We start from the raw sequence: 26615 nt of genomic DNA, 5'->3' as shown, positions 1-26615 counted from the left end.
CGCCTGGTCGTCGGGGCTTACGCCTCCGCCCGCGCCGCCCCCACCAGCGCCGCCACCCGCTCCACCCCGAACACGTACCCCTGCACACCGCACCCCGCGATGACGCCGTCGGCCCGCAGCGAGACGTACGAGTGGTGCCGGAAGGCCTCGCGCTGGTGGATGTTGGAGATGTGGACCTCCAGCACGGGCAGGCCGTCGCAGGTGTTGAGCGCGTCCAGAATCGCAACTGACGTGTGCGAGTAGGCGCCCGGGTTGATCACGATGCCGCAGTGGTTGAGCCGCGCCTCGTGGATCCAGTCGACCAACTCGCCCTCGTGGTTGGACTGACGGAAGTCGACCGTGCCGCCGTGCGCCGCCGCCGCCTTCATGCACATCGCCTCGACGTCGGCGAGCGTGTCCGACCCGTAGATCTCCGGCTGCCGCTGACCCAGGAGGTTCAGGTTGGGGCCGTTCAGGATCATGATCGGGGCGTTGGCCAGGGTGCGGGGCACGGTTCCTCCGGTCGTTCGGCGGCGGGGCGGCCGTAGGTGACCGCTGCTCAGGCCCCGGTTTATCACGATGCGTGGACCGGGCCACGGCTCCTATTCTCCTGGCCATGATCTCGTATCCGCCCAAGCCCTCCCCTGGCGACCGCATAGCCGTCGTCTCACCCGGCGCCGGCCTGCCCGGCCTTTTCCCGCGCCCCTTCGAACTGGGCCTGGAGCGGCTGCGCAAGGACTACGGGCTCGAACCGGTCGAGTACCCGGCCACCCGCAAGATGGGCTCGACGCCGCAGGAGCGTGCCGACGACATCCACGCAGCGTTCGCCGATCCGGACATCAGGGCGGTCATCGCGTCGATCGGCGGCGACGACCAGATCACCGTGCTGCCCTTCCTGGACCGGGAGTTGATCCGCGCGAACCCGAAGCCGTTCTTCGGGATGAGCGACAACACCAACCTGCTCGCCTTCCTGCGCAATGCCGGAATCGTCGGCTACCACGGCGCGACCGTGATGAGCGAGCTGGGCCGCCCCGGCGCCATGCACCCGCAGACCGCCGACTCCTTGCGGGCCGCGCTGTTCACCTCGGGCGCGTACGAACTCAAGCCCGCCGAGCGCTGGAACGACGTCGACCGCGACTGGGCCGACCCGGCCACCTTCGACGCGGAACCGGAGACCCGGCCCGGCAGCGGATGGACCTGGGAGAACACCGACCGGGTGGTGGAGGGTCGCAGTTGGGGCGGCTGTCTGGAGATCATCGGCTGGCTGCTGATGGCCGACCGGGAGATCGCACGCGACCTCTCCGAATACGACGGCGGGGTGCTGCTCCTGGAGACCTCCGAGGACATGCCGAGTGCGACGGAGGTCTTCTACACCCTGCGGAACATGGGCGAGCGCGGGCTGTTGCAGCGCTTCTCCGCGTTGTTGACGGGCCGAGCGAAGACCTGGTCCTTCCAGCGGCCCAACAGCGCGGAGGAGGCCGCTCGTTACGCAGCTGAGCAGCGCGAGGCCGTCCTGCGCGCGATGCGCACCTACGCTCCCGACACCATGATCGTCTTCGACGTGGACTTCGGGCACACCGATCCGCAGCTCGTGATCCCGTACGGCGGCCTCGTACGCGTCGACGGACCCGCCCGGCGCATCACCGTCACGTACTGAGGCGTTTCGCAGCGGCGCCGCGATCCCGTACGCCCCCGTAACCGGCGGTCACCGTGGGTAGTTGACGCGGCATGCACGACGTACGCACCGTGAAGACGCCCTCCATGCCACGGCTTGCGGCCGCCTCGCTCGCCGGGACGGCCATCGAGTTCTACGACTTCTTCGTCTACGGGACCGCGGCCGCGCTGGTCCTGGGGCCGCTGTTCTTCCCCACGTTCTCACCGCTGGCGGGGACGCTGGCCGCGTTCGCGACGTTCGGCGTGGGGTTCGTGGCCCGGCCGTTGGGATCGGTGCTGTTCGGGCATGTCGGCGACCGGCGCGGACGCCGGCCGGTCCTCGTCGTCTCCTTGCTGCTGACCGGCGCCTCGACGGTCGCGGTGGGCTGTGTGCCGACGTACGACACGATCGGGGTGGCCGCTCCTGTGCTGCTGCTCGTGCTGCGCTTCCTGCAGGGGCTGGGGCTCGGCGGGGAGTGGGGCGGCGCGGTGCTGCTGACCGCGGAGCACGCGCCCGCCGAGCGGCGCGCGTTGTGGTCGAGCTTCCCGCAGGTCGGGCCCGCGGTGGGGTTCGTGCTCGCCAACGGGGTGGTGCTGGCCCTGTCGGCGACGCTGTCCGAGGCGCAGTTCGCCCAGTGGGGGTGGCGGGTGCCGTTCTGGGCGGCCGGGGCGCTGGCCGTGCTCGGGCTGTGGCTCAGGTCGTCGCTGCCCGAGAGCCCGCGGTTCCTGGAGATCGACGATCACGCGCGCGTGCCGCTCGCCGAGCTCGTGCGCGACCACTGGCGGCTCGTCCTGCTGACCGCCGGCGCGCTCGCCGTCGGGTACGCGATCTTCTACGCCGTGACGACCTGGTCGCTGGCGTACGCCACGGAGCGGCTCGGGGTGGGCCGTACCGTCATGCTGGCCTGCATCATGGCCGCCGTGGTGGTGAAGGGCGCGCTGACGCCTGTGATGGCGATGCTCGGCGACCGCCTCGGCCGACGGCCGTTGTGCCTCGTCGGATGCGCGGGGGCCGCGCTGTGGATGTTCCCGATGGTCGCGCTCCTCGCGACCGGCGAGCCGTTGCCGATGTTCCTCGGTTTCCTGGGGGCGCTGGTCGCGTTCGTGACGATGTTCGCGGTGATCGCGGCGTATCTGCCGGAGCTGTACGCGCCGCGCGTGCGCTGCACCGGTGCGGCGGTCGGCTACAACCTCGGCGGTGTCCTCGGAGGCGCGCTCACCCCGATCGTGGCGACGGCTCTCGCGGAGCACTCGGGGCGTGTCCCGTGGGGTGTGGGCGCGTATCTGACGGGGATCGCCCTGCTCAGCCTGGGCTGCTTCGCCCTGCTGCCGGAGACGCGGCCGGTGCCGGCGGCCGTCGTCGCGCCGGTCACGGATTGATCGCCAGCTCCAGGTACGCCGCGAACAGCACGAGGTGGACGCCGCCCTGCAACGGCGTGGCCCGCCCCGGGACCACCGTCAGTGAGCCGACCACGACGGTCAGTGCGAGCAGCACCATGTGGGTGGAGCCGAGCCCGAGAACGAGCGGGCCGGAGAGCCAGATCGAGGCGAGGGCGACCGCGGGGACGGTGAGGCCGATGCTGGCCATCGCGGAGCCGAGCGCGAGGTTGAGGCTGGTCTGCACCCGGTCGCGGCGGGCGGAGCGCAGTGCGGCGATGGTCTCGGGGAGCAGCACGAGCAGGGCGATGATCACACCGACGACGGCATGGTGGAGGCCGGCGGCCTTCACTCCGGACTCGATCGTGGGCGAGACGCCTTTGGCGAGGCCCACCACGCCGATCAGGGCGAGGCCGAGGAAGCCGAGGCTGATCAGGGCGGCCTTGCGGGTCGGGGCGCCGGCATGGTCGTCCGCGGTGATCGCGGCTCCCTGTCGGGTGACCGGCAGGAAGTAGTCGCGGTGCCGGATGGTCTGCGTCGCCACGAACAGGCCGTACAGGATCAGCGAGGACAGTGCGGCGAAGGTGAGCTGGACGCCGGAGAACTCCGGGCCCGGTTTGCTGGTGGTGATCGTCGGCAGGACGAGGCTGAGCGTGGCCAGGGTCGCCACGGTCGCCAGTGCGGCGCCGGTGCCCTCCGGGTTGAAGACCGCCGTGCCGTGGCGCAGGGAGGCGACCAGGAGGCACAGGCCGACGATGCCGTTGCAGGTGATCATCACGGCCGCGAAGACGGTGTCCCTGGCCAGGGTCGCGCTCTTGTCGCCGCCGTCCGCCATCAGCGTGACGATCAGGGCGACCTCGATGATCGTCACGGCGACCGCGAGGACGAGGGAGCCGAAGGGTTCGCCGACCCGGTGGGCGACGACCTCCGCGTGGTGCACGGCGGCCAGGACGGCTCCGGCGAGGACCAGCGTCACGAATGCGACGATCGCGCCGGGCAGGTCGCGCCCCCAGGTCAGGGCGAGCAGGACGCCCGCCAGCGTCGGCACGAGGTACGTCCACCGGGTTGTGACCGACCTGAGCCGAGCGATCATGCTGTGATCGTCGCAGAGCCGTACGGGCTTCGCATTCCGGCCCGTACGGCCCCTTAGACGGGTGCGGCGGCCGTTACTCGAACTCGGTGGTGTCCTGGACGTCGCAGTCGGTGAAGGTCGGGGGCCGGGTGCACAGCGCGGCCATCTGCTCCGCGAACTTGCCCGTCTCCGGGTCGTCGTTGTTGCGCATGGCCTCCTCGTAGGAGTCGAACTCGATCACCACGAGGTAGTGGTTCGGCCGGCTCCTGTCCTTGAGGACGAGGCGGCGGGTGGGGCCGTCGGCTCGGCCCGTGAAGCGTTGTTCCCCTTCCTCGGCCAGTGCCCGCATCTCGTCGATGCGGTCGGTCTCGAAATCGATGATCTGGACGAACCGCTGCGGTGCGCTCATGGTGCCTCCACCCGGATCCGGCGCCCCCCTTGGAAACGCCCAGCTCCCAAGGAAGCACCGGGAGCGGTGGTCGGCAATTCGCCGCGCACCGCTCCCGGGGGTGGTTGTTCCTACGTCGTACGTGGTCAGGCGCCGATGCTGTCCTTCGGAGCGCCTTCGCTCGCTGTCTGCGCCGCCCCGGCCGCCGCCTGCTTCTTCGAGGCGCGCAGGCTGGTGATCGTGGTGACGATCAGGACGGAGCAGATGACGCCGAGCGAGACCGGGATGCTGATCTCGGGGACGTGGACCCCGGACTCGTGCAGTGCGTGCAGCACCAGCTTCACGCCGATGAAGCCCAGGATGACCGACAGGCCGTAGCTGAGGTGGACCAGCTTCTTCAGCAGACCGCCGATGAGGAAGTACAGCTGTCGAAGGCCCATCAGCGCGAACGCGTTGGCGGTGAACACGATGTACGGGTCCTGCGTCAGGCCGAAGATCGCCGGGATCGAGTCGAGCGCGAAGAGCACGTCGGTCGTACCGATGGCGAGCATCACGACCAGCATCGGGGTCATGACCCGCTTGCCGTTCTCCTGGATCCACAGCTTGGTGCCGTGGTAGCGGTCGGCGACGCCGAACCGGCGCTCGGCGGCCTTGAGCAGCTTGTTCTCCTCGAACTCCTCGTCCTCCTCGTCGGTCCGGGCTTCCTGGATGAGCTTCCAGGCGGTCCAGATGAGGAAGGCGCCGAAGATGTAGAACACCCACGCGAAGCTGGCGAGGATGGCCGCGCCCGCCGCGATGAAGATCGCCCGCAGTACCAGGGCTATGAGGACGCCGACGAGCAGGACCCGCTGCTGGTACTGCGACGGGACCGCGAACTTCGCCATGATCAGGACGAAGACGAAGAGGTTGTCGACGCTCAGCGACTTCTCGGTGATGAAGCCCGCGAAGAACTCGCCGGAGGGCTCACCGCCGCCGAAGATCAGCAGACCGAGCCCGAAGAGCCCGGCCAGGGCGATCCAGACGACCGTCCAGATCCCCGCTTCCTTGATCGACACGTCGTGCGGCTTGCGGCCGATGAAGAAGTCGACCGCGATGAGGGCCGCCAGGCCCACGATGGTCAGGACCCACAGGGTCAGGGAAACATCCACTGCGCCTCCGGCAGTACGTAACGGCAGGTAATCAGCGTCGTCGCGCTGCCGGAGGTCTCTTCCACCCAGGATGGGCCGACGCCCCGGGATCAGGCCTGATCCGTATTGACGGGTACGCCGCAGCAGGGAGTACTCCCCTCCGTGAGGAAAACAGTACCCCAACCACCAAGAAAAGGTAAAGCGATTGGCAAAAGAAATACCAAGTCCCCAGGTGGGGGCTCTTTACGAGTACTTGGTGCGAGCCGTGGCCACCTGGGCGAGAACCTGCTGGAGCACCTGGCTGCTCGGCGGCACGAGGGCCGGTTCATACGTCCAGGCATGCCCCACCCAGGGGTCGGCGAGGTGGTCGTCGGGCACCGGCGTCAGCCGCAGCAGCCCACGCCACAGCGGGTCCAGCAACGGACCGTAACCGTCGGCGTCCTCCCGGTCGGCGACCATCATCAGGTGGACGCCGACGGCGGGACCCTCGTCCGCGAGGTAGCGCAGCTGGTTCACGGCACGGTCGTCGAAGCCGTGCGGGAAGTCGTTGACGACCAGGAGCTGCTGGGCGGTGTCGAAGCCGGGCGGGAGCGAGTCGGCCGCACCGGCGCGCACCGCCATCTGCACCAGGTCGACGCGCTCGGTGAGCCGGCCCAGGACCGCCGCGACACCTGCCGCGCCCGCCGCGGGCGGCTCCGCGAGCACCCCGCTCTGCACCAGCGGCGCCAGTTCCCGGGAGCCCGAACCAGCCGGGTCGATGACATGCACACTGAACTCGCCCGCGGGATGCACCGCCAGCAGCCGGGCGGTGTGCGCCACGGCCGACTCCATGGCGAGGCGCCGCAGTTCGTGGGAGTCGGCGAACGCCCCGTCGGACGAGGCCGACGCCCCGCTGTCGATCCACAGGCCGCGCTCCAGCGGGAGCCGCACCAGCATCGGAATGCGCAGCGGGTCGCTCTCGGGCAGCTGGAGGTCGCCCAGTCGCAGCGCCATGGGCATCTCCATGGGCACGCGGTAGGCCTGCCAGACGGGGTTGTCCCAGCGCGCGTACGCGGCGGGCAGCGCCGGTTCTACGACGTCGGCCTCGGCGCCGAGCTGGACGAGATCCCGGTCCAGGGCTTCCCGGGCCTGGTCGACGAGCTGGGCGTACCTGGCCTGCGCCGCCTCGCGGGCGGCGTCGCCCTGGCCGCCGATCCTGCTGCGCGGGTCGGACAGGACCTGGTCGAGCTCCTTCTCCATCCGCGCGTCGGCGAAGTCGACGGCGCTGCGGTACGCGGCCATGGCGCGGGCCAGGTCCTCGAACATGCCCCAGACCTGGTTGTAGAGCCGCTCCTCCATGGACCAGCCGGTCGCGTCACCCGCGACGGGCCGGGCGGCCTGCCCGGGCTGGGCCGGGGGCGCGGTGGGTGGAGGCGGGGGCGGCGCCGCGTTCTGCCGGCGCGGGTGGCTGTAGTTGATCGGACCGCCGCCGGCCGGGGCCGCCGACGGCGTCGGCTGGGTGGTGGCCGCGGGGTCCGTCGGCGTGGCCCCCGCCGGGTAGCCCGGGCCCGAGGAGCCCGGCGGGCCCTGCGGGCCCTGCGGGCCCTGCGGGTCCTGCGGGCCCTGCGGGTCCTGCGGGCCCTGCGGGTCCTGCGCCGGACCGTACGGTCCGGTCGCGCCCTGCGTGCCCTGCGGGCCGTACGGCGAGCCACTCTGGTCCGGGCCGAGCGCGGAGGCGGCGGCCTGCCGGGAGCGGTCGCCGTCGGCCGTACGCGGCGGGGCCGACACCGAGCGGGCCAGGCCCTGGGCGACGGCGTCGTTGATACCGGCCGCGAGCCGGTGCGCCTGCGGCAGGCCCTGGTCGGTGAGGAGTTCTGCGAGGCCGCCCGCGTAGCCCTGGCCGACGGCGCGCACCTTCCAGGCGCCCTGCCGCCGGTACAGCTCCAGGGCGACGACCGCCGACTCCGCGTCCAGGCCGGTGAGGGTGAAGGTGGCGACCTCGGCGCCGTCGAGGCCGGTGACCGCGACGAAGGGGGCCGCGACGGAGCCGAAGCTGATCGGACCCCCTACGCCCGTCGGCAGCGCGAGCAGGACGGCGACCCGGTGCACGGCCGCCGGCATGGCGTCCAGATCCACCGCGAGGCGGTGGTCGGCGGCCGCCTGCCGGGAGACCTCCAGGCCGGGCAGCGTGGGTACGCCCGGATGGGCCACCCATTCGACGCCGTGAACCCTGCCGTTCTCGTCGCCGAGCGTGGCAGCCGCCACGACCGGCCGGCCGGCCGAGATCCGGATCTCGAGCCGGACCTGGGAGAGCGGGTGGTTCTGCCCCCGCACCAGCTCGGCCGTCATCGCCTGTCGTCCCCCTGCGTCGCGTGTGGTGTTGTCGTGTGCCGCTCGCCCAGGCTTCCTACAGCGCCGGCAGGATCGCGGGCATCAGGTCCTGGAAGGTGCGGCCGTTGGCCGGCGTGCCCAGGGCCGTCATGTTCCAGCCACCGCCCACGCGGTGCACCTTCGCCATGATCTGGGCGGTGTAGGCGCCGCCGCCGGCGAGCGTGTAGCGCGCCAGTTCCTGGCCGTTGGTCTCGTCGACCAGACGGCAGAAGGCGTTCTGCACTTCCTGGAACGTCTGCCCGGTGAAGGAGTTGACGGTGAAGATGATCTGGTCGATGTGGACCGGCACGCGCGCGAGGTCGACGAGGATCGCCTCGTCGTCGCCGCCCTGGCCGACACCGCCGACCAGGTTGTCACCGGTGTGACGGACGGAGCCGTCGTCGCTCACCAGGTGACGGAAGAAGACGACGTCGACCGGCTGCTTGTCCGCGAACAGAACCGCGGATGCATCGAGGTCGATCTCCCTGGTCCGGGAGCCGAACAGGCCGCGACGCGGGGCCGCCTGCCAGCCGAGACCCATGCGCACCGCGGTCAGGCTGCCCCCGTCGTTCTTCTGCAGACTGATGGCCTGACCCTTGGTCATGTTGACGGTCACGCGCTGATTCCCCTCTCGGACTGTCCCCTGTTGCCGCGGACCCCGCGGTTGTCGGAAACCCTACGCAAAGGCACTGACAGTGCCGTACCCAGGTCCGCACTTTGTGTCGGTCTTGCAACACAGCGCGTTGGCGGCCCGGGCACAGCTGCCGCACGGGGCCGTCAGGCCAGACCCGCCTCCCTCATCTGGCGCAGTTCCTTCTTCATCTCGGAGACCTCGTCGCGGATCCGGGCGGCGACCTCGAACTGGAGGTCCGCGGCAGCGGCCCGCATCCGTTCCGTCATCTCCTCGATCTGCTCGGCGAGTTCGGCCGCGGGACGGTCGGTCGGCGCCGTCGCCTTGGCCTTGCCCTTGGCCGCCTTGGCCTTGGCGCCCTTGGCCGACTTGTCACCGAGGGACGGCACCGGAGCCTTGGTGCCCCGGCCGTCCTTCTTCGCGCGGTAGCCGGAGCCGAGCAGCTGCTCGGTGTCGACCTCCTCGCGGGAGATCTGGGCGACGATGTCGTTGATCTTCTTGCGGAGCGGCTGCGGGTCGATGCCGTTCGCCGTGTTGTAGGCGACCTGCTTCTCCCGACGGCGGTTGGTCTCCTCGATGGCCCGCTCCATACCCGGAGTGATCTTGTCGGCGTACATGTGGACCTGACCGGAGACGTTGCGCGCCGCGCGGCCGATGGTCTGGATCAGCGAGGTGCCGGAGCGCAGGAAGCCCTCCTTGTCGGCGTCGAGGATCGCCACCAGCGACACCTCGGGCAGGTCGAGGCCCTCCCGCAGCAGGTTGATGCCGACCAGCACGTCGAACTCGCCGGCGCGCAGCTCGCGCAGCAGCTCGATACGGCGCAGCGTGTCGACGTCGCTGTGCAGGTAGCGCACCTGGATGCCGAGTTCCAGGAAGTAGTCGGTGAGGTCCTCGGCCATCTTCTTGGTGAGCGTGGTGACCAGGACACGCTCGTCCTTCTCGACGCGCCCCCGGATCTCGTGCACCAGGTCGTCGATCTGACCCTCGGTGGGCTTGACGACGACCTCCGGGTCGATGAGGCCGGTGGGGCGGATGATCTGCTCCACGACGCCGTCCCCGCGCGAGAGCTCGTACTTGCCGGGCGTCGCCGACAGATAGACGGTCTGCCCGATGCGCTCCTGGAACTCCTCCCACTTCAGGGGACGGTTGTCGAGCGCGGAGGGCAGCCGGAAGCCGTGGTCGACGAGGGTGCGCTTACGGGAGGCGTCGCCCTCGTACATGGCGCCGATCTGCGGCACGGTCACATGGGACTCGTCGATGACGAGCAGGAAGTCGTCCGGGAAGTAGTCGAGCAGGGTGTTCGGCGGGGAGCCGGGCGAACGGCCGTCGAAGTGCATCGAGTAGTTCTCCACGCCGGAGCAGGAGCCGATCTGGCGGAGCATCTCCAGGTCGTAGGTGGTGCGCATGCGCAGCCGCTGGGCCTCCAGGAGCTTGCCCTGCTTCTCCAGCTCGGCCAGGCGCTCGCCGAGCTCCTTCTCGATGTCGTTGGCGGCCCGCTCCAGGCGCTCGGGGCCCGCGACGTAGTGGGAGGCCGGGAAGACGTACAGCTGCTGGTCGTCGCTGATGATCTCGCCGGTGAGCGGGTGCAGCGTGGACAGGGCCTCGATCTCGTCGCCGAACATCTCGATGCGGACGGCGAGCTCCTCGTAGACCGGGAAGATCTCGATGGTGTCGCCGCGCACCCGGAAGGTGCCACGGGTGAAGGCCAGGTCGTTGCGCGTGTACTGGATGTCGACGAAGCGACGCAGCAGCTCGTCCCGGTCGAGTTCGTCGCCGACCCGGAGAGGGACCATCCGGTCCACGTACTCCTGCGGCGTACCGAGGCCGTAGATGCAGGAGACCGAGGCGACCACGACGACGTCACGACGGGTGAGCAGCGAGTTGGTCGCGGAGTGGCGCAGGCGCTCGACCTCCTCGTTGATCGAGGAGTCCTTCTCGATGTAGGTGTCCGACTGCGGGACGTACGCCTCGGGCTGGTAGTAGTCGTAGTACGAGACGAAGTATTCGACCGCGTTGTTCGGCAGCAGTTCGCGGAACTCGTTCGCCAGCTGGGCGGCCAGGGTCTTGTTCGGCGCCATCACCAGGGTGGGGCGCTGGAGCTTCTCGATCATCCACGCGGTGGTCGCGGACTTTCCGGTGCCGGTCGCGCCGAGCAGGACGACGTCCTTCTCACCTGCTTCGATGCGCTTGGCCAGCTCGGCGATGGCCGTCGGCTGGTCGCCGCTGGGCTGGTAGGGGCTGACGACCTCGAAAGGCGCCACCGTGCGTTCGATGTGGGAAACGGGCCGCATGTCATCCACCGTACGACCCCCCACTGACAACGGGGTCCGATCAGGTGTTTCGCGGGGGCGAGCGCCGAGGTCGCGCGGGCGGGGCCTCAGCGGTTCTGCGGGGTCCGGGACTCGCGGTGCGCCACCTTGCGGCGGCCGCGGAACTGGGGCCGGCGCGACGGGTACGAGGTCGGCGGATGCGCCGGGACGCCGGGTTTGTGCTCGGCGCGGGTCCAGTCGGGCTTGCCCACGACCATCAGCGGGTCGAACATCACGACGACGCCCGCGAGACAGAGGAAGGCCAGAGGGCCGATCAGCATCGGCGCGAGAAGGGCGGCGGCCGAGTCGCCCGTGGCCGGGGCCTCGGTGGTGTGCAGATGGACGCTCAGGGCGGCCATGCCGGTGTAGTGCATGCCGGTGACGGCCAGGCCCATGACGAGGCTGGCGCCCACGCTCCACAGGAAGCCCCTGACCTGCCCCGCGGCCCACAGGGCGGCGGTGGCGGCGGCCATGGCTATGGCGACGGAGGCGGCCACGGTGAGCGTGTTGTACTCGAAGGTGCCGTTGAAATGCATCCCGGCCATGCCCAGGTAGTGCATCGACGCGATGCCCAGGCCGGTGATGGTGCCCCCCGTGAACAGCGCGGTTCCCGTCGCGCCCCGGTAGCCGACGATGAAGATCCCGACGCCCACCATGAGCACGGCGACGCCCAGACTGGCGTAGGTCATCGGTTTGTCGTAGTGGATCGGGGCGCCTTCGACCGTGAAGCCGATCATCGCGATGAAGTGCATGGTCCAGATGCCCGAGCCGATCGCCGCCGAGCCGAGGGCGAGCCAGCCGGGGCGCCAGGAGTGGGCGACGAGCAGGGCTCTGGTGGTGCAGCGCAGACCGAGGGCGCCACCGAGGCAGGCCATGAGGAAGGCCACCAGCGGTGTGACGAGTCCGTAGCTGAAACCGTCGACCGAGCCTTGCATGCGCGGTTGCCCTTCGCCCTGTTGCTGGATTTCCCTGAACGCCCCTCTCAGGACCGCTGAGTGCGGTCAAGGCTGAGAGAGAGTATGACTGCCACCGGAATGGTCGAACGATTTTCCGGCAAAGAAACACGCCCTTGCCCCACATGTGCGGCACCAGTGAGCGGCCTCGGGCGTCTCCTTTCATTCTGTGGCCATCCTGCACTCCCTCGCACACGCACCTCGCCGGGCGTCGGCTGGGTGGAGAACGACGTCCAGCGCACCAAGGACGGCAAGCTCGTGGTGATCCACGACGACAGTGTCCGCCGTACGCCCGACGCCGAGGAGGCGTTTCCCGGCCGTGCTCCCCGGAAGGTGAAGGACCCGGCGGCATCTCGCCAACGGCCTGCTCGGCAGGCCCGTGGAGGTCTTCGCCTGGACCGTCGACGTCGGGGCGTTGTCAGTGGCAGGCCGTACGGTGGGCGCATGGACAGCCATGGGCAGTACGAGCAGCAGGTGGTGTGGACCGTCGTCGGCACCGACATCGGTCCGTTGTTGCTGGCCGCGACCCGCGAGGGTCTGCTCAACGTCGTGTTCCACGCCACCGACGCGGTGCGCGACAAGGCCCTCGACCGGCTGGCGGGCCGACTGGGCACGGAACCGGTCGAGGCGCCCGACTCCCCGCTGCTGGCCGAGGCGATACGACAGGTCGAGGCCTACTTCGCGGGTGACCGGCGTGACTTCGAGCTGTCGTTGGACTGGTCCCTGATCTCGGGTTTCAACCGGCAGGTGCTGCGCGAACTCGCCTCCGGCGTCCCGTACGGGGCAGTCGTCGGCTACGGAGATCTGGCCAAGCGGGTGGGGCAGCCGGGGGCCGCACAGGCGGTGGGGGTGGCGATGGGCTCCAACCCCCTGCCGGTCGTGGTGCCCTGCCACCGGGTCGTGGAGAGCGACGGCGGCATCGGCGGGTTCGGCGGCGGTCTGGAGACCAAGCGGAAACTGCTCGCTCTGGAAGGGGTCCTGCCCGAACCGCTGTTCTGAGGGGCGTGGCGTGGCGGCTCTGCGCGCCTGGCTCAACGCCGCCGCGGCCGGTCTGCTCCTCCCGCTCACCGCGCTGCTGCTGTTCACCCGGAGCCGGAAGCAGTCCCGACGGGTGTACCTCAGTCGTAGTGCCGTGCCTCGATGACGTTGCCGTCCGGGTCGCGGAAGTAGAAGCTGCGCGTGGCCTCGCCGCGGGCGCCGAAGGAGCCGTGCGAGACGTCCGAGACGGGGACGGCGCGCTCCTCCAGGCGGGCTCGGAGGGCGTCGAAGTCACCCTGGGGCAGGGCCAGGCAGACGTGGTTCACAGGGTGTCCCGCGCTGCCGGCGGCGCCGGGGAGCATCTTCATGCGCTCCGCCATCGACACGGGCATGAGGTCGAGGAGAGCCTCCTCGTTGACGCGTACGGAGGGAAACGGTTCCTTGCCGGCGGCGAACTCGGGGAGCCGGACGGGCTCCAGGCCGACGGCCTTCTGGTAGAAGTCGGCGGCGGCGATCGGGTCACGCACCCACAGGACGACGTGGTCGAGACGTGTCGTGTTGTCCGTCATGCCTCCCAGGCTGGTGTCCTCCCCCACAGGCCGCAAGGGTTTGACCGGACGTGCCGCCCGCCAGAGATGAGGGGAGAGTCGACGGACAGGAGGCGGGCGCGTGGTGCTGGTGGTGTCGGAAGAGGTGCGGGACGCGGTCGACGCGCGTCGACCCGTGGTGGCCCTGGAGTCCACGATCATCTCGCACGGGCTGCCCCGCCCGCGCAACCTGCAGGTGGCGCTGGAGCTGGAGGCGGTCGTACGCGCGCAGGGCGCCGTGCCGGCGACGATCGCCGTGTTGGACGGGCGGCCCCACGTGGGCCTGGACAAGGAGCAGCTGGAGCGGGTCGCCAACGAGGACGGGTTCCGCAAGCTGGGCCATCGCGACCTGCCGCTCGCGGTGGCTTCGGGGGCGAGCGGGGCGACCACGGTGTCGGCGACGGCGCTCCTGGCGACGCTGGCGGGCGTGCGGGTGTTCGCGACGGGCGGGCTCGGCGGGGTGCACCGGGAGTGGACGGTCACCCAGGACGAGTCGGCGGACCTGGGGCTGCTGGCGAGCACACGGATCACGGTGGTGTGCGCGGGGGTGAAGTCGATCCTGGACGTGCCGGCGACCCTGCAGCGGCTGGAGACGCTGGGCGTCGCCGTCGCCGGGTACGGCACCGACCGCTTCCCGGGGTTCTACCTGTCGGACTCGGGCCAACCCGTGGACTGGACGCTGGAGACCCCGCAGCAGGTGGCCGAGGTGATGCGGGCTCAGGACGCGCTCGGGGCACCGCAGTCGGCGCTGATCATCGCCAACCCGGTTCCCGAGGAGGAACAGCTGGATCCCGAGCTGCACGCGCGTGTGCTCGCCGACGCGCTGCACGCGTGCGAGGAGGCGGGCGTCACCGGCCAGGGCGTCACTCCGTTCCTGCTCGACTACCTGGTCCGGCACACCGACGGGGCGTCTCTGAGCGCCAATCTGGCGGCGGTGCGCGGCAACGTGCGGCTGGCGGCGCGGATCGCGGCGGCGTGGGCCGAGGCGTGACCGGACGACCGGACGGCGCGGACCACAGCCCCGGCCGCGGCCGCGGTGGCCCGGTTCGGGTGCCGGAGCGTGGGGCGCTGCTGGTCGTCGGGGACGTCGTGACGGACGTCGTCGCCCGGCATCGGGGACCGCTGGCCTCGGGAACCGACACGGCCTCCGTGATCCGGACCCTGCCCGGCGGCGCGGGCGCCAACGTGGCGTGCTGGGCGGCGCACTCAGGGTGTGCGGACGTACGGCTCCTCGGCCGGGTGGGCGCGGAGTCGGCGGCCTGGCACGAACGGGAGCTGACCGCCTGTGGGGTACGGCCCCGGCTCGTCGTCGACCCGCAGGCGTCCACGGGGACGGTGATCTGCCTGGTCGACACGGGCGCGGCGGCTGAGCGGACGTTCCTCACCGACAGGGGCGCGGCCCTCCGGCTCGGCCCCGACGACTGGTCGGAAGCCCTCCTGGACGGGGTCGGCCGACTGCACCTGTCGGGATACCTGCTGTTCTCGGAGTCCGGGCGCGCCCTGGTGCGTACGGCGGTGGCGTCGGCACGCGCGCGTGGGGTACCGGTGAGCCTCGATCCGGCATCGGCGGGCTTCCTGGTGGAACTGGGCGTCGGCCGCTTCCTGTCCCTCGTCGAGGGCGTGGACGTGCTGCTGCCCAGCCGTGACGAGGCCCGTCTGCTCACCGGGCTGCTCGATGCGGCGGCCGCGGCGGCCGAGCTGAGCCGTCATGTCCCGCTGGTGGTGTCCAAGCAGGGGGCGGACGGTGCGCTGCTGGCCAGGAACGGCGCTGTGCTCGCCCACGTGCCCGCCGCTCCGGCGACCCCCCGGGACACCACGGGCGCCGGCGACGCCTTCACGGGAGCGTTCCTCGCCACGCTGTTGGCCGGCGCCGACGCCGAGGCCGCGGCGGCAGAGGGCTGTCGAGCGGGGGCCCGGGCTGTGCAAGAAGTAGGCGGCAGACCACCCGCCCCGCACGACGGAACGACGCCGCCGACAGCCCGGGCCCACACCGGCTGAGACCACCTGACGCGGCAGTCCCGACCCGCAGACCCGACGCGCCCGAGGGGCAGAAGCTCGGCACGGGTCACAGTCCGGGGTCCGACGAGGTTCCCGGCGGCAGTCGGTGACCAGGCCCGAGGGGGGCAGTGAGGGGACCGGGCGAGGTTCAACGGCAGTCCCGGGGCAGAGGCCCGAAGGGATCCCGGGACCGGAGCTCGGCGGGACGCCGGGGCGAAGTTCGCTGGGGTGCGGTGCTGGGGTGCTGGGGTGCTGGGGTGCTGGGGGTAGCGGGGCAAGGATTGCCGGGGGCCGGGTCGGAGGTCGGTGGGGGGCGGGGTGGCGTTCGGCCGGGTTCGAGGGGGGGCGGGGGGTGCTAGGCCTTTCGGCCCCATGCGGAGATCATCGGGGCCGTGGCCAGGTCCATGCCCCCGGCGGCGACGTTCGCCAGGTGGCGGTCGATGTCCTCGTCGGTCGCGAGGCCCGCCCGGACGAGTTCGTCGCGGATCTGCCGGACCGTCGCGGACTCCAGGGCGGCGCAGGCGGGCGAGGTGACGGGGAAGTAGGCGTCGGCCTCGACTCGACGCAACCCGGCCTCGCGGAGCAGACGCGGGAGCTTGCGACCGTAGGAGAGGTCGGCGCCCCGGCCGGCGAGGAGCTGGCGGAAGCCGTGCCGCAGACGGTTCGCGAGCTGCTGTGCGGGGCCGTGTTCGTCGGGGCAGAGCAGGGGCTGCAAGGCAGGGTCGGCGTCCTCGATCAGGAGCCGTCCGCCGGGGCGCAGGGCCTTGACCATCGAGCGCATCGCCCGCTCCCGGTCCGGCACATGGACCAGGACGAGCCGGGCGTGCACCAGGTCGAAGCCCTCCATCGGCGGTTCTTCGGCGCCGAGGTCGTGGACGCGTACCTCGACCGGCGGGCGGGCGGCCGACGTCAGCCGGGAGGTGTCGATGTCGGTCGCGAGGACCTTGCCCGTCGGGCCGACCTTCTTCGCCAGCCAGGACACCACGGAGGCGCCGCCGGCGCCGGCCTCCCAGCACCGCCAGCCGGCTCCGATCCCCAGCCCTTCGAGGTGGCGGAACGTCGTGGCGTCGAAGAGGGCGGCGAAGGCGTCGAAGCGTTCCCCCGCCTCGGGCTGCCGGTTGTCGAGGAGGTACCCGTCGGATCGCGTCATGCGGCGATCATCCCAGTTGTCCGGCGTGCCGGAGGTGGTCGACGCGGCCGGGATCAGGAGCGCAAAAGCCGGGAACCCGTGGCGGGAAAGGACGGCCGCAGGTCTCGTGAGCAGTCGGAAGTCCCGTTGTCCACAGGCGGGAACAAAGCGGAACCTGCCCTTTCCACAGGCTTACCCACGGCATACGCGGGCCTGGCAGACTGGCTCGCCAGGGCGCAGGAATGCGGCGCGAGGAGATCCACGCAAGGAGTCCCAGATGACCATGGCAGGGAATCTGCGGAAGGTCACCGGCCTCGGAAGGGTCGGCGGTCTGCGCAGGGTGGCGCGGTTGGCCCGGCGGCGCCCGCGGGTCGACCTGAGCCACCCCGCGCGATCCCCGCTGGGTTCCTCGGTGGTGAACTGCGTGACGTACCGGGACGGCGTCCGGGCTCCGCGCGGCGGCGATCTCGTCGACACGGTGGAGCAGGTGCGCAAGAGCCGTCACGGTTTCGTGTGGCTCGGCCTGCACGAGCCGACGAACGAGGAGTTCGCGGGCATCGCCGAGCTGTTCGACCTGCATCCGCTGGCGGTCGAGGACGCCGTCGAGGCACATCAGCGACCGAAGGTCGAGCGGTACGGCGAGACGCTGTTCGCGGTGTTCAAGACGGTCTGCTACGTCGAGCACGAGGAGCTCACGGCGACCAGCGAGGTGGTCGACACCGGCGAGATCATGGTGTTCGTCGGCCCGGACTTCGTGATCACTGTGCGACACGGACGGCATGGTTCGCTCGGCCCGCTGCGCGAGGGGCTGGAGGCCGATCCGGGGCAGCTCGGCAAGGGGCCGTCGGCGGTGCTGCACGCGATCGCCGACCACGTCGTCGACGACTACCTGAACGTCATCGACGCCGTGCAGGCGGACATCGACCAGGTCGAGACGGACGTGTTCGCGGACGACGGCGCACGGACCGACCCGGGGCGCATCTACCAGCTCAAGCGTGAACTCCTGGAGCTGAAGCGGGCGGTGGTGCCGCTGGGCCGTCCGCTCCTGGACCTCGCGGACCGGCCGGTCCGGGTGATCGATCCGGAGATACAGGCCTACTTCCGCGACGTCTCCGACCACTTGCTGCGGGCCACGGAGCAGATCGCCGCCTTCGACGAACTGCTCAACTCGATCCTGCAGGCGCATCTGGCACAGGTCACGGTGGCGCAGAACGAGGACATGCGGAAAATCACGGCCTGGGCTGCGGTGATCGCCGTGCCGACGATGGTCTGCGGGGTGTACGGCATGAACTTCGACAACATGCCGGAGCTGCGCTGGAGGTTCGGCTACCCGCTGGTCATCGGCGTGATATCCGTCGCCTGCTGGGTCCTGTACCGCGGCTTCCGGCGCAACGGCTGGCTCTGAGCGGCCGGTTCCGTCGAGGCGACCGCGAGCGCCGTCGTCAGTGCCGGGCGGGTCCGGTCCTGGCGTAGACGCTCTCGGCCCAGGCGGCGAGCTGGTCCTCGGTCAGGTGCCGGGTGAGGTCGGCCTCGCTGATCATGCCCACGAGGCGCTTGTTCTCGATGACGGGCAGTCGGCGGATCTGGTGGCCCTTCATCTCCTGGAGGACCTCGCCGACGTCGGCTCCCGCGTCGATCCAGCGCGGTGTGCCTTGGGCCATCTCCCCCGCGGTGACCCGTGCGGGGTCATGTCCCCTGGCCACGCAGCCGACCACGATGTCCCGGTCGGTGAGGATGCCGCAGAGCCGTTCGTTCTCGTCGCTGATGGGCAGCGCCCCGACGTTCAGCTCGCGCATCAGCTGGGCGGCGCGGTCGAGGGTCTCGCCGGCGGGGATCCACTGGGCGCCGCGGTGCATGATGTCTCCGGCGGTGGTCATGAGGTACCTCCCGGTGCCGGACGGCCGGCGCGGCGCGGGCGGCGCCGCTAGTCCCGGCACCCCACATTCTCGCCGCGCCACCAGGTGCCCGCACCTGGAGCTCCTCAGGCCGAGAAGCCCAGGACCCGCTGCGGGACGACGCGGATGATCAGGCGTGCCTCGTCGTCCTTCTCGGCGGGCGGGTCGATGCCGAGGTACTTGTGCGAGAGCTCGTGCGGGAGCCGCTTGTCCGGGTCCGGGAGGATCTCGGCGGCGCCACGGATCTCGACCGAGGTGTACGGGTTCGCGAGGTCGAAGACCGACAGGCTGATACGGGCGTCACGACGGAGGTTGCGCACCTTCTGGCGTCCGTCGGTGGAGGAGAAGAGGACGGTGTCGCCCTCGCGTTTGATCCAGACCACCGAGTTCTGCGGGGCCCCGTCCGGGCCGAGAGTGGCCACGGCGGCGAAGTTCCTGCCGTCGAGGAGCGCACGAACGGAGTCACTGAAGGAGACCGAAGGCACGGAGGCGTCGGAGGACTCGGCGGAGTCGGAGGCGGCGGAGGGAACGGAGGTGGCGTAGGAATCGGAGGCGGCGGAAGGTACGGCAGCGCTCGCGGAGATCGACATGACGTCAGACTACTTATATGCATGTGCATTTAAAAGCGGTTCGCCGATACGCGATTCAGCCACCCCACGCCGGATGACGAGGATCGTCCGCACGGACGAGGACGTCGGCCGTGGCGGCCGGATCGGTCTCCTGGGCATAGCGCTCGAAGGCGGGCAGCGTCCAGTGGTCGGCTTCGGCGGTACGGCGGCGCAGGGCCGCCGGGGAGAGGAGGACGTGCACGGACAGGTCGAAGGGGAACCAGTGTCGCAACAGGAGAGGACCATGCAGCAACAGGAAGCCACCGGGCGGGAGTTGGACGTAGGAACTGCGGGTCGCACGGTCGGTGACAGGGTCCCGGAGATCGGGCAGGATCCGTCCGTCGCCGTCGGGTTCGAGGGGATTGAACACCTCGCGCCACAGAGCGCCGGTGTCGAACCAGCCGTCGTAATAGGCCTCCACGTCGTGATGGCCGTACTCCAGACGCAGAGACGCGGGGCGCAGGAAGCCGTGCGTGTCCACGACGCGAGAGGGACGTCCGCGGGTGCGCAGCGCCTCGGCGACACGCTCGGCGAGATCCCCGGGGCGCGCCGCCGGGGCGCCGTCGAAGGCGACGCGTCGCCATGGACTGCCGTCCTCGGGCTTCAGATCGAGCAGCCGCTCGGCAAGGAGGTCGCCGAGCCGTTCCCAGGTGATCGCTTCGAGTCGCACACGGCCCATGATGCGTCAGCCACCAGCCTGGACGCCTCGACCTCGAGGGATCCACGGGCGGCGGGCGGCTCGACGAGGGGAGGGTTCGCGTCGTAAGGAGGACATGGGCCTTTGACCAGGTGCCGCCGCGCCCACCAGGGGGAATGAAGCCCCTATGGCAAGCGCGTCCCTCGCAACTCCCGCACCCCGCACCGGGCTTCTCGTCATCCAGCCGCTACGGCGCAAGCACTGCGCCGGGTGTCGTCGCGGGCCGCAGCCGATGCTGGTCCTGGAGGACACCGCGCCGCGCTGCCTCGACTGCGCCGATCTGGGGCATCTGGTGTTCCTGCCGCGCGGGGACACGGCGCTGACGCGCAGGTCACGGGAGGAGAGCGGGCTCTGGGCTGTGGTGGTCCGGTTCAACCGGCGCAAGGGACGGTACGAGCGCCAGGGCGTCCTCGTCGAGGAGGCGGCGCTCGCGAGGGCCGAGGAACGATGCCTGGCGGACGCCGAGGCCCGGCGCCGACGCCGGGTGCGGGACGCGCGGCGGCGGGCGGCGCAGGACGAGCAGTTCGCGGAGACGTTCGCGGCGGAGGTCCTGCGGCTGTTTCCGGGCTGCCCGGGAGACCGGGCGCGTGGGATCGCGGTGCACGCCTCGCTGCGGGGCAGTGGCCGGGTGGGGCGCAGCGCCGCCGGGCGGGCGTTGTCCCAGGGCGCGGTCGTCTCCGCGGTCGTGGCGTCCGTACGGCATCTGGACACGCCGTACGACCGGCTCCTGATGAGCGGCGTGCCCCGACACGAGGCACGCCGGCGGATCGCGAGCGAGGTGGAGAGGCGACTGCGGGAGTGGGGCGGGGAGGGTGGGGAGGGTGGGGAGGGGCCCAGATGAGCAGGCGGTTGGTGGGCAGAGGGGGATGTCGTGCCGACGGAGGAGGCCGGGACGGGCGGGCATGCCCGGCACACCTTCCGGCTGCGGGCGCCGTCGGCTTGCCGCATCGCGCTGCGAAGATCACCGACGCGTCTGTCGACGCCACGAAGAAGGCCGTGATCGAGATGGGCCGCAAGCACGGGCGGGACATCCGCCTCGTGCATTCCGCGCACACCACCATGGACCGCGCATCGTGCGGAGCGAGAGCCGAGCACGTTCCCCCACTGCCTTAAGGGCGTGGGGGACCCCCAGCCGCTGTCGGAACGCACGTACACCTGCACCGCGTGCGCAGCCGTGTCCCCCAGGGACAGGAACTCCGCACGTGTGATGCTCGTCCGGGCTGGTCTGAACCCGGCTGGCGCCGAGGGGGTGAGACGTCCTGGAGCGCTGCTCCAGGAGGCGGCCTGAGCCAGGAATCCCCTCCCCCTTCAGAGAGGGGAGCAGTCAATTGAGGTGACGAGCCGTACGGACGGGGCAAGATCTCCGCTCGACGGGTGGGAGTTGACGTTGTCATGATCGATGGGCCGTATCTGGTGCTCGCGATGCTGGGCGCCCTGGTGACGGGGCTGATGGCCGGGGTCTTCTGTGCCTTCTCGGTGCTGGTGATGCGGGGGCTCGCCGCGTTGCCGCCCGCGCAGGGCGTCGCCGCGATGAACGCGATCAACTCGTCGGCGCTGACCCCGGCGTTCATGGTCCTGTTCCTCGGCTCCGCGGCGTTGTGCGCGGTGATCGCCGTGGTGACGTTCGTGCTGTTGCCGGACGACGGAACGGTTCATCTGCTGCTGGGCAGCGGACTGTACCTGTGCGGTGTGTTCGGGGTGACCGTGATGGCGAACGTGCCCCGCAACGAGGCGCTGATGAAGCTGGAGCCGGGCGCCCCGGAGGCCGTCACGTACTGGCCGACGTATGTGCGTGAGTGGACGAGGTGGAACCACGTGCGTGCCGTCGCGTCCGCGGCCTCGGCGGTCGTGTACGTCCTGGCCCTGGTCTGACCGGAGGCTCACCGGGTAACCGGAGGAAGAAAGCGCTGTCCACCACTCTGCGCCGGTGCCCGGCGGGACGTATCGTGGCCGAAAGAGTGCCGCCCGATGACGCTCGGCCTGTCGTACGCGTACGCGAGGAAGACGCCCATGGCCGATCCCAAGGGATTCATGACCACACCCCGCCAGGACTGGCCGCGCCGGCCGGTCGAGGAGCGGGTCCGGGACTGGGACGAGGTGTACGTCCCCGGGGCGTTGCTGCCCCTGATCAGCAAGCAGGCCGACCGCTGCATGGACTGCGGCATACCGTTCTGCCACGAGGCCTGTCCGCTCGGCAATCTGATCCCCGAGTGGAACGATCTGGTGTCGCGGGAGGACTGGCGGGCGGCGAGCGACCGGCTGCACGCGACGAACAACTTTCCCGAGTTCACGGGCCGGTTGTGTCCGGCGCCGTGCGAGGCCGGGTGCGTCCTCGCCATCAACCAGCCGGCCGTCACCATCAAGAACGTCGAGGTCGCCATCGCCGACCGGGCCTGGGCGGACGGTTTCACGCCGCCGAGGCCGCCGGACCGGCTGTCGGGGAAGACGGTGGCGGTGATCGGTTCCGGGCCCACCGGGCTGGCCGCGGCACAGCAGTTGACCCGGGCCGGGCACACGGTCGCCGTCTACGAGAAGGACGACCGGATCGGCGGACTGATGCGGTACGGCATCCCCGCGTTCAAGATGGAGAAGCACCACCTTGAGCGGCGGATCGAGCAGATGCGGGCGGAGGGCACCAAGTTCCGTACGGCGACGACGATCGGGCGGGACGTCATGGCGGCCGACCTGCGAACACGCTACGACGCCGTGGTGATCGCCACCGGGGCGACCGAGTGGCGGGAACTGCACGTTCCGGGGCGGGAGTTGACCGGCATCCAGCAGGCGATGGAGTACCTGCCGCTGGCCAACCGGGTGTGCGAGGGGGATCTGGAGGCGTCCCCGATGTCCGCTGCCGGAAAGCACGTCGTCATCGTCGGCGGGGGCGACACGGGGGCCGACTGTCTGGGCACGGCGGTGCGCGAGGGCGCCGCGTCCGTGACCCAGTTGGACATTCATGCGCAGCCCGGCGCGGATCGCGACGAGGACGTCGATCCCTGGCCGACGTATCCGAAGATCTATCGGCTCTCGGCGGCGCACGAGGAGGCGCGTGACCTGGAGTCCGCGCCGGCGGCGGACGCGGACGCGCGGCTGTTCGCGGCGTCCACGCTCCGTTTCACCGGCGACGAGACCGGGCACGTGCGGTCGCTGCACCTCGTCGAGGTCGATGCGCGGCGCAGGCCGGTGGAGGGCACCGCTCGGGCGCTCCCCGCCGACCTCGTGCTGCTCGCCCTCGGCTTCTCCGGGCCGGCCCGGGAGGACGGGCTCGTCGAGCAGCTGGGGCTGGCGCTGGAGCCGCGCGGCACGATCGCGCGGGACGGCGACTTCGCGACGAACGTCCCCGGCGTGTTCGCCGCGGGGGACGCGGCGCGCGGCCAGTCGCTGATCGTGTGGGCCATCGCGGAGGGGCGGGCGGTGGCGGCGGCCGTCGACCGTCATCTGACGGGGAGCTCCCGGCTGCCGACGCCCATCGGTCCGCACGACCGGCCGATGAACGTCTGACACCACCGCGTTGAGGGGCCCCGCCGAGGGCAGGACGGTCATCGGACCGCGCCGGGAGGCCCCGCCGACCGCCTATCCATGGAGACCCCGCTGAGGGACCGTGCCGGCGGGAATGCCGTTTCAGCGGCGCTCGTCCGTCCCTGCCGCCTTCGCCGTCGCCAGGGCCACCCGGTTCCAGGTGTTGATCGTGCAGATGAGGGCGAGCACCTGGGCGAGCTCCCGGTCGTCGAAGCGGGCGGCGGCCTCGGCGTAGACCTCGCCCGGGACGCCGTCGGCAACCCGCGTGACCGCTTCCGTGAGGGCCAGGGCCGCCTGTTCCTTCTCGGTGAAGAAGTGACGGGCCTCGCGCCAGACCGCGACCAGGTGCAGCCGGTCCTCGCTCTCGCCGGCCTTGCGGGCGTCGTTCGTGTGCATGTGGAGGCAGTACGCGCAGTGGTTGAGGTGCGAGGCGCGAATCTGGATCAGTTCGACGAGGGCGGGGTCGAGGCCCTCGCGGGCTGCGGCGTCGAAGCCGATCAGGGCGCGGAACGCCTTGGGGGCGCTCTTCCCGAAGTCGAGGCGAGTCGGGTTCGCCACCGTGTCGGTCGCGGTGTTCACCGCCGCGTTCGCGGTCGTGTTCGCGGTCGTGTTCGCCGCCGCGTTCGCGGTCGTGTTCGTCCTCGTGTTCGTCGTCGTGTTCGAGGTCGTGATCGTCGTCGTGTTCGTCGTCATGTCTCTCAACCTACGGGTCGGAAAGACCCGTTGTAGGGTGCATTCCCATGGTGAATTCGTGGGTCAATTCCGCTGAGCGGATCGGGGCCGACCTGCACCTGGAGCTGGCCGGGCCGGGCGGGCGGCGGGCGGCTGTCATCCGGGCGCTGCGCGAGGCCGTGCGCAGCGGGCGGCTCGCTCCGGGAACCCGGCTGCCGCCGTACCGTTCGCTCGCCGCCGACCTCGGCGTCGCCCGCAACACGGTGGCCGACGCGTACGCGGAACTCGTCGCCGAGGGCTGGCTGACCGCCCGGCAGGGGTCGGGCACCCGGGTCGCCGAGCGGGCCGAGCCCCATCGCCGCGCCGAGCGGGTGCCGGTCGAGGCGCCTGCACGCGCGCGTGGCCCGCAGTACGACCTGCGGCAGGGCACGCCGGACGCGTCGTCGTTCCCCCGCGCGGCCTGGCTCGCCTCCTACCGGCGGGCCCTCCAGCAGGCGCCCAACGCGGTGTTCGGGCCCGGTGACCCCGCCGGCCGCCGGGAACTGCGCGAGGCGCTGACCGAGTACCTGGCACGCGCGCGTGGCGTACGCACCGAGCCGGAGCGCATCGTGATCTGCTCGGGCTTCGGCCACGCGCTGCGCCTGCTGTTCGGCCCGTTCGGCCCCGGTAGCGGGGTACTGCGCGGCCCGCTGGCCGTGGAGGCGTACGGGCTGGACTTCCACCGGGGGCTGCTGGCCGCGGCGGGCGTGCGGACGGCTCCGCTGCCCCTGGACGCGGACGGGGCGCGTGTCGACCTTCTGGGGCGCGAGCGGGCGGTCCTCCTCACGCCCGCGCACCAGTTCCCGACGGGCGGTCCGCTGCACGCGAGCCGCCGGGCCGCGGTGATCGACTGGGCACGCGCGCGCGGCGGGGTGCTCGTCGAGGACGACTACGACGGGGAGTTCCGCTACGACCGCAAGCCCGTCGGCGCGGTCCAGGGGCTCGACCCGGAGCGGGTGATCTATGTCGGCTCGGTCAGCAAGAGCCTGTCGCCGGCGTTGCGCCTCGGGTGGATGGTGCTGCCGGAGCGGTACGTCGCCGGCGTCCTGGCCGCCAAGGGCGACCGGGAGGCCTGGGCGAGCGTCCTGGATCAGCTGGGGCTGGCCGACCTGATCGTGTCCGGGGCGTACGACCGCCACGTACGGCGTATGCGGCAGCGTTACCGCGGGCGTCGGGACCGGCTGGTCGGGGCGCTCGCCGCGCAGGCGCCGCACGTCGAGGTCACCGGGGTCGCGGCCGGGCTCCACGCGGTGCTGCAGCTGCCGCCGGGCACCGAGCGGTCCACGGTGAAGGCGGCCGCCTGGCAGGGCGTGGCCCTGGACGGCCTGGCCTCGTTCCGGCATCCGGCGACGGACATGGCGTCGTCGGACGGACTCGTCGTCGGATACGCGACCCCCTCGGAGCACGCCTACGGGGCGGCGCTGGACGCGCTGTGCCGCGTGCTGCCGCCGCCGACGGCACAACAGAGCCCCGCCTAGTCCAGGCTGCGTCCGCTCGGGCCGGTCTCAGAGTTCGCGGACCACCGCCCCGTACCCCTGGATGACGCCGTCGGCCTGCGGGTGCTCCGTGACGCCCTCCTGCGTGCTGCCGGCGTGCGCCGTTCTCGGCCAGCAGCGGGGGTCCCCCCAGGCGTTCAGCGCTGGGGGGGTGCCTCTATGTCCTTCGTCAAGGCACCTCTGTCGGGTTTGGGGTGGTTCAGGGTTGCTGGGGTTATGCGGCGAGCTCGACGCCCTTCGGTGTCCGGGATTCGTAGAAGGTGCCGTCGCGGAGCATGGCGAACAGGACGCTGATGCGTTGGCGGGCGAGGCGGAGGAGGGCCTGGGTGTGGGTTTTGCCGCGGGCGCGTTGCCTGTCGTAGTAGGTGCGGGAGGCGGGATCGGCGTTCATGCAGGCGAATGCGGAGAGGAACATGGCGCGTTTGAGCTGCCGGTTGCCGCCTCGGGGCGCGTGTTCGCCGTGGATCGATGTGCCCGACGACTTCGTGGTCGGGGCGAGTCCGGCGTAGGAGGCCAGGTGGGCGGCGGTGGGGAAGCTGGTGCCGTCGCCGACGGTGACCAGCAGGACGGCGGCGGTCCTGACGCCGACGCCGGGCATCGACGTCAGGACCTGGGAAAGAGGGTGGGCCTCCAGCAGGGTGTTGATCTGGGCTTCCATCGCCCGGCGCTGGGTGTGCACTGCGCTCAGGGAAGCGGCCAGGGAGGGGATCACGATGTCCAGGGTGCCGGTGCCCGGGACGACAACGGTCTGCTCGTCGAGCGCGTCGAAGACCTCGTCGATCAGCCGCTGGGCCATGCGCGGGGCCTTCGGGCGGATCAGCTCCACGAGTCGGCGGCGGCCGGCCTTGCGCAGGGCGGCCGGGGAGCCGTAACGCTCCAGCAGCCAGGTGACGGCCTGGTGGTCGAGGCGCGGTCCAAGGACGCGCTCGAGCGAGGGGTGGAACTGGGTGAGCAGGCCGCGTATCCGGTTGGAGGAGCGGGTGGCCTCGGCGGCGAGGTCCTGGTCAAAGCCGGTCAGCACGGTCAGCTCGGCGGTGATCTCGTCGGTCAGTTCCAGCGAGCGCAGTGTGTGCGGCATCGTCCGCGCGGCGTCCGCGATCACGGCCGCGTCCTTCGCGTCGGTCTTGGCCTCGCCGGGGTAGAGGTCGGCGATCCGGCGCAT

At 71.2% G+C, this 26615-nt stretch carries 25 protein-coding genes and 2 pseudogenes; 12 read left to right on the top strand and 15 right to left on the bottom strand.

Features of this window, described 5'->3' with window-relative positions; translation table 11 throughout:
* Nucleotides 1–17: 17 nt before the first annotated feature.
* Entirely contained in the window at nt 18–491 is a 474-nt protein-coding gene (gene aroQ, locus ACIBAF_RS19350) for a type II 3-dehydroquinate dehydratase (protein ID WP_399464419.1), read from the bottom strand.
* A 98-nt stretch (nt 492–589) separates the two neighbouring features.
* Here aroQ and ACIBAF_RS19345 point away from each other — a divergent pair, with 98 nt between their 5' ends.
* Together ACIBAF_RS19345 and ACIBAF_RS19340 are read left to right on the top strand one after the other, a co-directional pair.
* The gene (locus ACIBAF_RS19345; protein ID WP_399464588.1) at nt 590–1636 is read left to right on the top strand and encodes a S66 peptidase family protein; all 1047 of its coding nucleotides are present in this window, start codon (nt 590–592) and stop codon (nt 1634–1636) included.
* 71 nt (nt 1637–1707) lie between these two features.
* Nucleotides 1708–3012 carry an MFS transporter gene (locus ACIBAF_RS19340; RefSeq protein ID WP_399464418.1) on the top strand — a complete coding sequence of 435 codons (1305 nt, stop codon included), beginning with the start codon at nt 1708–1710 and terminating at the stop codon, nt 3010–3012.
* On the opposite strand, the gene ACIBAF_RS19335 is transcribed toward ACIBAF_RS19340, so the two are convergent.
* The 7 genes from ACIBAF_RS19335 to ACIBAF_RS19305 all read right to left on the bottom strand — a co-directional run bounded on the left by ACIBAF_RS19335 (nt 3002) and on the right by ACIBAF_RS19305 (nt 11820).
* Entirely contained in the window at nt 3002–4102 is a 1101-nt protein-coding gene (locus ACIBAF_RS19335; RefSeq protein WP_399464417.1) for a calcium:proton antiporter, read from the bottom strand. The two genes, ACIBAF_RS19340 and ACIBAF_RS19335, sit on opposite strands and share 11 nt — an antisense overlap.
* Nucleotides 4103–4175: 73 nt before the next feature.
* Nucleotides 4176–4490, bottom strand: coding sequence for a hypothetical protein (locus ACIBAF_RS19330; RefSeq protein ID WP_399464416.1), 315 nt, complete (start codon nt 4488–4490; stop codon nt 4176–4178).
* Between the two features lie 125 nt (nt 4491–4615).
* Nucleotides 4616–5617 (bottom strand): TerC/Alx family metal homeostasis membrane protein, encoded by a 1002-nt coding sequence (locus ACIBAF_RS19325; RefSeq protein ID WP_399464415.1) that lies wholly within the window; start codon nt 5615–5617, stop codon nt 4616–4618.
* A 222-nt stretch (nt 5618–5839) separates the two neighbouring features.
* On the bottom strand, nt 5840–7924 hold the full coding sequence (locus ACIBAF_RS19320) for a TerD family protein (RefSeq protein ID WP_399464414.1): 2085 nt from the start codon (nt 7922–7924) through the stop codon (nt 5840–5842).
* A gap of 58 nt (nt 7925–7982) precedes the next feature.
* Nucleotides 7983–8561, bottom strand: coding sequence for a TerD family protein (locus ACIBAF_RS19315; protein WP_079663041.1), 579 nt, complete (start codon nt 8559–8561; stop codon nt 7983–7985).
* A 161-nt stretch (nt 8562–8722) separates the two neighbouring features.
* Nucleotides 8723–10867 (bottom strand): excinuclease ABC subunit UvrB, encoded by a 2145-nt coding sequence (uvrB, locus tag ACIBAF_RS19310; protein WP_399464413.1) that lies wholly within the window; start codon nt 10865–10867, stop codon nt 8723–8725.
* Between the two features lie 86 nt (nt 10868–10953).
* Nucleotides 10954–11820 carry an MHYT domain-containing protein gene (locus tag ACIBAF_RS19305; RefSeq protein ID WP_399464412.1) on the bottom strand — a complete coding sequence of 289 codons (867 nt, stop codon included), beginning with the start codon at nt 11818–11820 and terminating at the stop codon, nt 10954–10956.
* Nucleotides 11821–11904: 84 nt separating this feature from the next.
* On the opposite strand from ACIBAF_RS19305, the pseudogene ACIBAF_RS19300 reads away from it, so the two are divergent.
* Nucleotides 11905–12132, top strand: a pseudogene (locus tag ACIBAF_RS19300) (glycerophosphodiester phosphodiesterase family protein); the annotation flags it as partial.
* A 150-nt stretch (nt 12133–12282) separates the two neighbouring features.
* A complete protein-coding gene (locus ACIBAF_RS19295) occupies nt 12283–12837 on the top strand; it encodes a methylated-DNA--[protein]-cysteine S-methyltransferase (RefSeq protein ID WP_399464587.1) in 555 nt (184 codons plus the stop codon).
* A gap of 119 nt (nt 12838–12956) precedes the next feature.
* Here the strand turns inward: ACIBAF_RS19295 and ACIBAF_RS19290 are convergent, their stop codons facing one another.
* Nucleotides 12957–13385 carry a VOC family protein gene (locus tag ACIBAF_RS19290; protein WP_399464411.1) on the bottom strand — a complete coding sequence of 143 codons (429 nt, stop codon included), beginning with the start codon at nt 13383–13385 and terminating at the stop codon, nt 12957–12959.
* Between the two features lie 100 nt (nt 13386–13485).
* Between ACIBAF_RS19290 and ACIBAF_RS19285 the strand changes: the two genes are divergently transcribed.
* Both ACIBAF_RS19285 and ACIBAF_RS19280 read left to right on the top strand, forming a co-directional pair.
* Entirely contained in the window at nt 13486–14394 is a 909-nt protein-coding gene (locus ACIBAF_RS19285; RefSeq protein ID WP_399464410.1) for a pseudouridine-5'-phosphate glycosidase, read from the top strand.
* A gap of 59 nt (nt 14395–14453) precedes the next feature.
* Nucleotides 14454–15401 (top strand): carbohydrate kinase family protein, encoded by a 948-nt coding sequence (locus ACIBAF_RS19280; RefSeq protein WP_399464586.1) that lies wholly within the window; start codon nt 14454–14456, stop codon nt 15399–15401.
* Between the two features lie 355 nt (nt 15402–15756).
* On the opposite strand, the gene ACIBAF_RS19275 is transcribed toward ACIBAF_RS19280, so the two are convergent.
* Entirely contained in the window at nt 15757–16551 is a 795-nt protein-coding gene (locus tag ACIBAF_RS19275) for a methyltransferase (RefSeq protein WP_399464409.1), read from the bottom strand.
* Between the two features lie 256 nt (nt 16552–16807).
* On the opposite strand from ACIBAF_RS19275, the gene ACIBAF_RS19270 reads away from it, so the two are divergent.
* Nucleotides 16808–17935 carry a magnesium and cobalt transport protein CorA gene (locus ACIBAF_RS19270; protein ID WP_399464408.1) on the top strand — a complete coding sequence of 376 codons (1128 nt, stop codon included), beginning with the start codon at nt 16808–16810 and terminating at the stop codon, nt 17933–17935.
* Between the two features lie 37 nt (nt 17936–17972).
* On the opposite strand, the gene ACIBAF_RS19265 is transcribed toward ACIBAF_RS19270, so the two are convergent.
* The 3 genes from ACIBAF_RS19265 to ACIBAF_RS19255 all read right to left on the bottom strand — a co-directional run bounded on the left by ACIBAF_RS19265 (nt 17973) and on the right by ACIBAF_RS19255 (nt 19712).
* Entirely contained in the window at nt 17973–18407 is a 435-nt protein-coding gene (locus tag ACIBAF_RS19265; protein WP_399464407.1) for a CBS domain-containing protein, read from the bottom strand.
* Nucleotides 18408–18511: 104 nt separating this feature from the next.
* The gene (locus ACIBAF_RS19260; protein WP_399464406.1) at nt 18512–19015 is read right to left on the bottom strand and encodes a PPOX class F420-dependent oxidoreductase; all 504 of its coding nucleotides are present in this window, start codon (nt 19013–19015) and stop codon (nt 18512–18514) included.
* Between the two features lie 55 nt (nt 19016–19070).
* On the bottom strand, nt 19071–19712 hold the full coding sequence (locus ACIBAF_RS19255; RefSeq protein WP_399464405.1) for a uridine kinase: 642 nt from the start codon (nt 19710–19712) through the stop codon (nt 19071–19073).
* A gap of 145 nt (nt 19713–19857) precedes the next feature.
* Between ACIBAF_RS19255 and ACIBAF_RS19250 the strand changes: the two genes are divergently transcribed.
* The 4 genes and pseudogenes from ACIBAF_RS19250 to ACIBAF_RS19235 all read left to right on the top strand — a co-directional run bounded on the left by ACIBAF_RS19250 (nt 19858) and on the right by ACIBAF_RS19235 (nt 23228).
* Entirely contained in the window at nt 19858–20571 is a 714-nt protein-coding gene (locus tag ACIBAF_RS19250; protein WP_399464404.1) for a DUF2293 domain-containing protein, read from the top strand.
* 110 nt (nt 20572–20681) lie between these two features.
* Nucleotides 20682–21018 (top strand): annotated as a pseudogene (locus ACIBAF_RS19245) (RNA-guided endonuclease TnpB family protein); the annotation flags it as partial.
* Nucleotides 21019–21122: 104 nt separating this feature from the next.
* Entirely contained in the window at nt 21123–21602 is a 480-nt protein-coding gene (locus tag ACIBAF_RS19240) for a DUF1772 domain-containing protein (RefSeq protein WP_399464403.1), read from the top strand.
* Between the two features lie 138 nt (nt 21603–21740).
* Nucleotides 21741–23228: a glutamate synthase subunit beta gene (locus ACIBAF_RS19235; protein WP_399464585.1), complete on the top strand. Its 1488-nt coding sequence runs from the start codon at nt 21741–21743 to the stop codon at nt 23226–23228.
* A 120-nt stretch (nt 23229–23348) separates the two neighbouring features.
* Here the strand turns inward: ACIBAF_RS19235 and ACIBAF_RS19230 are convergent, their stop codons facing one another.
* Entirely contained in the window at nt 23349–23918 is a 570-nt protein-coding gene (locus ACIBAF_RS19230; protein ID WP_399464584.1) for a carboxymuconolactone decarboxylase family protein, read from the bottom strand.
* 68 nt (nt 23919–23986) lie between these two features.
* On the opposite strand from ACIBAF_RS19230, the gene ACIBAF_RS19225 reads away from it, so the two are divergent.
* Nucleotides 23987–25435, top strand: a complete 1449-nt coding sequence (locus ACIBAF_RS19225) for a PLP-dependent aminotransferase family protein (RefSeq protein ID WP_399464402.1) — start codon at nt 23987–23989, stop codon at nt 25433–25435.
* Nucleotides 25436–25667: 232 nt separating this feature from the next.
* Here ACIBAF_RS19225 and ACIBAF_RS19220 read toward each other — a convergent pair.
* On the bottom strand, nt 25668–26615 hold a 948-nt coding region (locus tag ACIBAF_RS19220; RefSeq protein WP_399464401.1), incomplete at its 5' end, for an IS110 family transposase.

Source organism: Streptomyces sp. NPDC051677, from assembly GCF_044453465.1.
In the GTDB taxonomy this organism is placed as follows: Bacteria; Actinomycetota; Actinomycetes; order Streptomycetales; family Streptomycetaceae; genus Streptomyces.
This window is presented reverse-complemented; position numbering and strand designations above follow the sequence as displayed.

What these genes read in the sequence shown, in the direction of transcription:
- ACIBAF_RS19340 (WP_399464418.1), top strand. Translation starts at nt 1,708, where the DNA reads ATGCACGACGTACGCACCGTGAAGACGCCCTCCATGCCACGGCTTGCG.
- ACIBAF_RS19335 (WP_399464417.1), bottom strand. Translation starts at nt 4,102, where the DNA reads ATGATCGCTCGGCTCAGGTCGGTCACAACCCGGTGGACGTACCTCGTG.
- ACIBAF_RS19330 (WP_399464416.1), bottom strand. Translation starts at nt 4,490, where the DNA reads ATGAGCGCACCGCAGCGGTTCGTCCAGATCATCGATTTCGAGACCGAC.
- ACIBAF_RS19320 (WP_399464414.1), bottom strand. Translation starts at nt 7,924, where the DNA reads ATGACGGCCGAGCTGGTGCGGGGGCAGAACCACCCGCTCTCCCAGGTC.
- uvrB (WP_399464413.1), bottom strand. Translation starts at nt 10,867, where the DNA reads ATGCGGCCCGTTTCCCACATCGAACGCACGGTGGCGCCTTTCGAGGTC.
- ACIBAF_RS19305 (WP_399464412.1), bottom strand. Translation starts at nt 11,820, where the DNA reads ATGCAAGGCTCGGTCGACGGTTTCAGCTACGGACTCGTCACACCGCTG.
- ACIBAF_RS19295 (WP_399464587.1), top strand. Translation starts at nt 12,283, where the DNA reads ATGGACAGCCATGGGCAGTACGAGCAGCAGGTGGTGTGGACCGTCGTC.
- ACIBAF_RS19290 (WP_399464411.1), bottom strand. Translation starts at nt 13,385, where the DNA reads ATGACGGACAACACGACACGTCTCGACCACGTCGTCCTGTGGGTGCGT.
- ACIBAF_RS19275 (WP_399464409.1), bottom strand. Translation starts at nt 16,551, where the DNA reads ATGACGCGATCCGACGGGTACCTCCTCGACAACCGGCAGCCCGAGGCG.
- ACIBAF_RS19270 (WP_399464408.1), top strand. Translation starts at nt 16,808, where the DNA reads ATGACCATGGCAGGGAATCTGCGGAAGGTCACCGGCCTCGGAAGGGTC.
- ACIBAF_RS19265 (WP_399464407.1), bottom strand. Translation starts at nt 18,407, where the DNA reads ATGACCACCGCCGGAGACATCATGCACCGCGGCGCCCAGTGGATCCCC.
- ACIBAF_RS19260 (WP_399464406.1), bottom strand. Translation starts at nt 19,015, where the DNA reads ATGTCGATCTCCGCGAGCGCTGCCGTACCTTCCGCCGCCTCCGATTCC.
- ACIBAF_RS19255 (WP_399464405.1), bottom strand. Translation starts at nt 19,712, where the DNA reads ATGGGCCGTGTGCGACTCGAAGCGATCACCTGGGAACGGCTCGGCGAC.
- ACIBAF_RS19250 (WP_399464404.1), top strand. Translation starts at nt 19,858, where the DNA reads ATGGCAAGCGCGTCCCTCGCAACTCCCGCACCCCGCACCGGGCTTCTC.
- ACIBAF_RS19240 (WP_399464403.1), top strand. Translation starts at nt 21,123, where the DNA reads ATGATCGATGGGCCGTATCTGGTGCTCGCGATGCTGGGCGCCCTGGTG.
- ACIBAF_RS19235 (WP_399464585.1), top strand. Translation starts at nt 21,741, where the DNA reads ATGGCCGATCCCAAGGGATTCATGACCACACCCCGCCAGGACTGGCCG.
- ACIBAF_RS19225 (WP_399464402.1), top strand. Translation starts at nt 23,987, where the DNA reads ATGGTGAATTCGTGGGTCAATTCCGCTGAGCGGATCGGGGCCGACCTG.